The organism is Alteromonas sp. AMM-1 (assembly GCF_047290655.1).
GTDB lineage: Bacteria > Pseudomonadota > Gammaproteobacteria > Enterobacterales > Alteromonadaceae > Alteromonas > Alteromonas mangrovi.
In genome coordinates this window covers 1-3,548 of record NZ_JBLBUE010000247.1, presented here as the reverse complement: position 1 = coordinate 3,548, position 3,548 = coordinate 1, and the positions used below count along the sequence as shown (strand labels likewise).

At 49.8% G+C, this 3,548-nt stretch carries 3 protein-coding genes; all 3 read left to right on the top strand.

Annotated elements, in window-relative coordinates; genetic code table 11:
• Window positions 1–639, top strand: a 639-nt coding sequence (locus ACLR2L_RS19535) for an AAA family ATPase (RefSeq protein WP_413370612.1), incomplete at its 5' end; no start/stop codon positions are given.
• A 2-nt stretch (window positions 640–641) separates the two neighbouring features.
• A complete protein-coding gene (locus ACLR2L_RS19530) occupies window positions 642–1,631 on the top strand; it encodes a DUF58 domain-containing protein (protein WP_413370610.1) in 990 nt (329 codons plus the stop codon).
• On the top strand, window positions 1,618–3,548 hold a 1,931-nt coding region (locus ACLR2L_RS19525; RefSeq protein ID WP_413370608.1), incomplete at its 3' end, for a transglutaminaseTgpA domain-containing protein. The genes ACLR2L_RS19530 and ACLR2L_RS19525, both read left to right, overlap by 14 nt.

Here is a 3,548-nt window from a genome sequence, read left to right as displayed (position 1 = left end):
TTTAATCAGGTACTACTCGCGGACGAGATCAACCGTGCTACTCCGCGAACCCAGAGCGCTCTACTCGAGGCCATGTCAGAAAATCAGGTTTCGGTCGATGGAAAAACCCATACATTACCGACCCCGTTTTTTGTGATCGCCACTCAAAACCCGTCATATCAGGCCGGCACTTACCCGTTGCCGGAGTCTCAATTAGACCGTTTTCTGATGCGTATCAGCCTGGGTTATCCGGATACTGAGGCAGAAAAAGCCATGCTCAGACAGCAAACTCATAGTCAACCGGTAAAGCCGGCATTAACCGAAACGATCAGTCCGGCACTGTTAACCAACTGGCAACGCAGTGTTGAGCAGGTACATGCCAGCGAGCCCATACTGGACTATTTGCTGCGATTGGTTCAGCTAAGCCGGGACAATAGCGAATTTCCCTTTCCCCTTTCGCCAAGAGCCAGTAAAGCGCTGTTAAGAGGCGCCCAGGCCTGGGCTTTTCTTCACAATCGTGATTTCGTGTTGCCCGAAGACATTCAGGCAGTATTTACTGCGATTGCAGAGCACAGATTGCGCGGTAGCCAAACCGATTACCGGGAAGACGGCTTGCTTAGCCAGCGGATTTTGGATCTCACCGACCCACTGGCGGCTTAATCGTGTTTGCCAGGTTGTCTGCGCATTTTCATCAAGTTCATGAACGCTGGTTACGCCGTCGGATCCCGGCCAGTAATCGCTATACCCTGCATTTGAAAAATGTGTTTATTTTTCCCACCCGTTTTGGCATGGGATACCTGCTTACCTGCGTTAGTTTATTTTTATTAGGCACAAATTATCAGAACAACCTGATGCTGTTGCTGTGTCAGTTTTTGCTGTCTGTATTTTTACTCCATCTGTTTATTAGCTACCGTAATTTCACGGCCACCACGTTAGCACTTAAACCCATTTCTCCCGTTGTGGCAGGTGAACACGCGCTGCTTGTTATGCAACTTGAAGACAAACATGCGCAGTTGCCGTTCCACGGCGGCTTGCAAATGACAGTACGCGGCACGTCGCTGACTGCAGTTAATCGAAGGGCTGATCGGGAAAAACAACTCAAACTCTTGTTACCTACCTCAAATCGAGGCGTGTTCACGGTGCCCAGAATCACCATTCAATCTACCTACCCGCTGGGTTTTTTTCGCTGCTGGACGCACCTGGACTTTAACCAACAACTGGTGGTGTTCCCTGCCCCTATTCCATCGTCATTGCGATTAGACAGCAATGATACTGCACAAGGAGACACCAGTGGGCCGACACCTGGCATTGATGAGTTTGAAAGCCTGCGGCAATTCCAGCACGGTGATCCGATGCATCGGATTGCCTGGAAGCAAGCCGCCAAAGGCGGCGAGCTGGCCACTAAAACCTTTACCCAATCGCAACAGGAAAGTGGCTGGTTGAGCCTGGCATTATATCAACATGAACCATTGGAGAAAGCACTGGGCCTGCTGAGTTATCAGGTCAACCGACTCACCCGCCAGCAGCAAACATTTGGCTTAAAGCTGGATAATCAAACCATTGGGCCTGGCAGTGGCGAATTACACAAAATCCAGTGCCTGATGCAACTTGCTCGTTACCGCACAACGGTTACCCCTTATGCAACCAATTGATAAGCCAATACGAAACCAAACCGCCAGCCTGTTGATGGCCGGTGTATTTTGTATTTTGAGTATCAGCCTGTTTGAACCTTTGCTGTTTTGGGTGTTATTAATTGCTATCTGTGCAACGGTTATGCGTATTGTTATGTATGTTGGCTGGTATCAACCCGTGCCGAGTAGCCGTACCGTAAACTTACTGGGTCTGTTGTGTTGTGTTTGTCTGGTGTGGTTCAGCTTCTCTATTGGCTTATTGCTCACCATGGTGAACCTGTTAATACTGGCAGGGGCACTCAAGCTCATGCTGCTGAATGCTCCCAGGGATTTATTTCACCTGTTTTGCACCACGTTATTTGTAATAGGGATGGGATTTACCTTTCACCAATCCTTTGTTATGACGTTGTTTTATGGTGTGTTAACCATTGCGTTATTAGTTGCACTGGCCCGTTACTTTACGCCATCCCAGTCTGTGCTTTGGCATGTAAGGCGGGTGGTAACCATGGGCTTGCAGGCTTTACCTATTGCAATATTACTGTTCCTGATTATCCCCAAGCTCCCGCCTTTATGGAAAATGCCGGTAGCCAAAAGCACCGAAACCGGGCTATCGGATACGGTGTCACCAGGCGATATTGCGTCGCTCACGAAATCGTCCGATCTGGTTTTTCGCGCTACGTTTGAGGGTCCGGTGCCAGAACCTCATGAACGCTACTGGCGGGCTATTACACTGGAGTATTTTGACGGCAAGCAATGGTCGGTGAGCCCACTTCGCAAGCAGGCTCGTCAGCAATACCGATTACTCAATTATGAGTTTGCACCTAAACTCAGCGGTAGTTGGTGGCAATACGAAGTGATTGCCCAGCCAACCAACAAGCACTGGCTTTACGGAATCGATATAGCCGTACCGGCTGACCATGCTAGCGATCAAATGATCTGGCGCGGCGCGGATTACCAGATTCTCAGTGAATCACCGCTATCTACCAGACGGGCATACCGTTTGCGCTCTTATCCTAATGCCGATATGAGTCAAACACTGGAATCTTTGGATCACAGGTTAAACCTGCAGCAACCCGAAATAGACGCATTGAACCCGCGCACCCAGGCTTGGGCAAAAAGCATCGCAGAGCAAAATAACACGCTGGAAGCACGCATTCAGGCAGTATTAAACTTCTTTGTTAGCCAGGGATTTACCTACACGCTCACGCCACCCGCTATGCCAGACCAGCCGGTGGATGATTTTCTGTTTACCCACCAGCAGGGCTTTTGTTCCCACTATGCCAGTGCAATGGCTTATGCGCTGCGTTTAATGGACATTCCTGCAAGAATGGTTGCCGGTTACCACGGCGGCGAAATACTCCAACCGGGTGTACTGAGCGTGTATCAGTACGACGCCCATGCCTGGGTTGAAGCATGGATAGGCCAACGAGGCTGGGTGCGACTGGACCCTACTGCCATCATTGCACCCGATCGTATCCAGTTTGGCATTCAGCAAGCGGTGGAAGAAGACGCTTTTCTGGCAAACAACCAGTTAGCCCGCTTAAAGCAATTACCCTTTCTGGCTGAGTTACAAACACTCTACAGTTTATTGGATTACCAATGGAGCCGCTGGGTGCTTGGTTTTGATGCCCAACGCCAGCAAAATTTGTTGGCATTATTGTTGGGCAATGTTACCGGTGAAAAAATCATGTATCTGGTACTGGCCATCATGGGGCTCATCAGCCTGCTACTAGCGTTGTACTTTATCCCCCACTGGCGCAAACAGCGCATAGCGCCGGTTAAATTCTGGTATAGAAAGGCAGTTTCGGCAGTGTCAGGCTGCACTGGTATAGAGCGTGTCAATCAAGGCCCTCAGGCGTTTGCTGTTCAGGTTCAAGCGCATCTCTCAGAGGTCGACTCGGCAAGCTTTATTAGCCTGAGTCAGCAGTTTATTCAGCT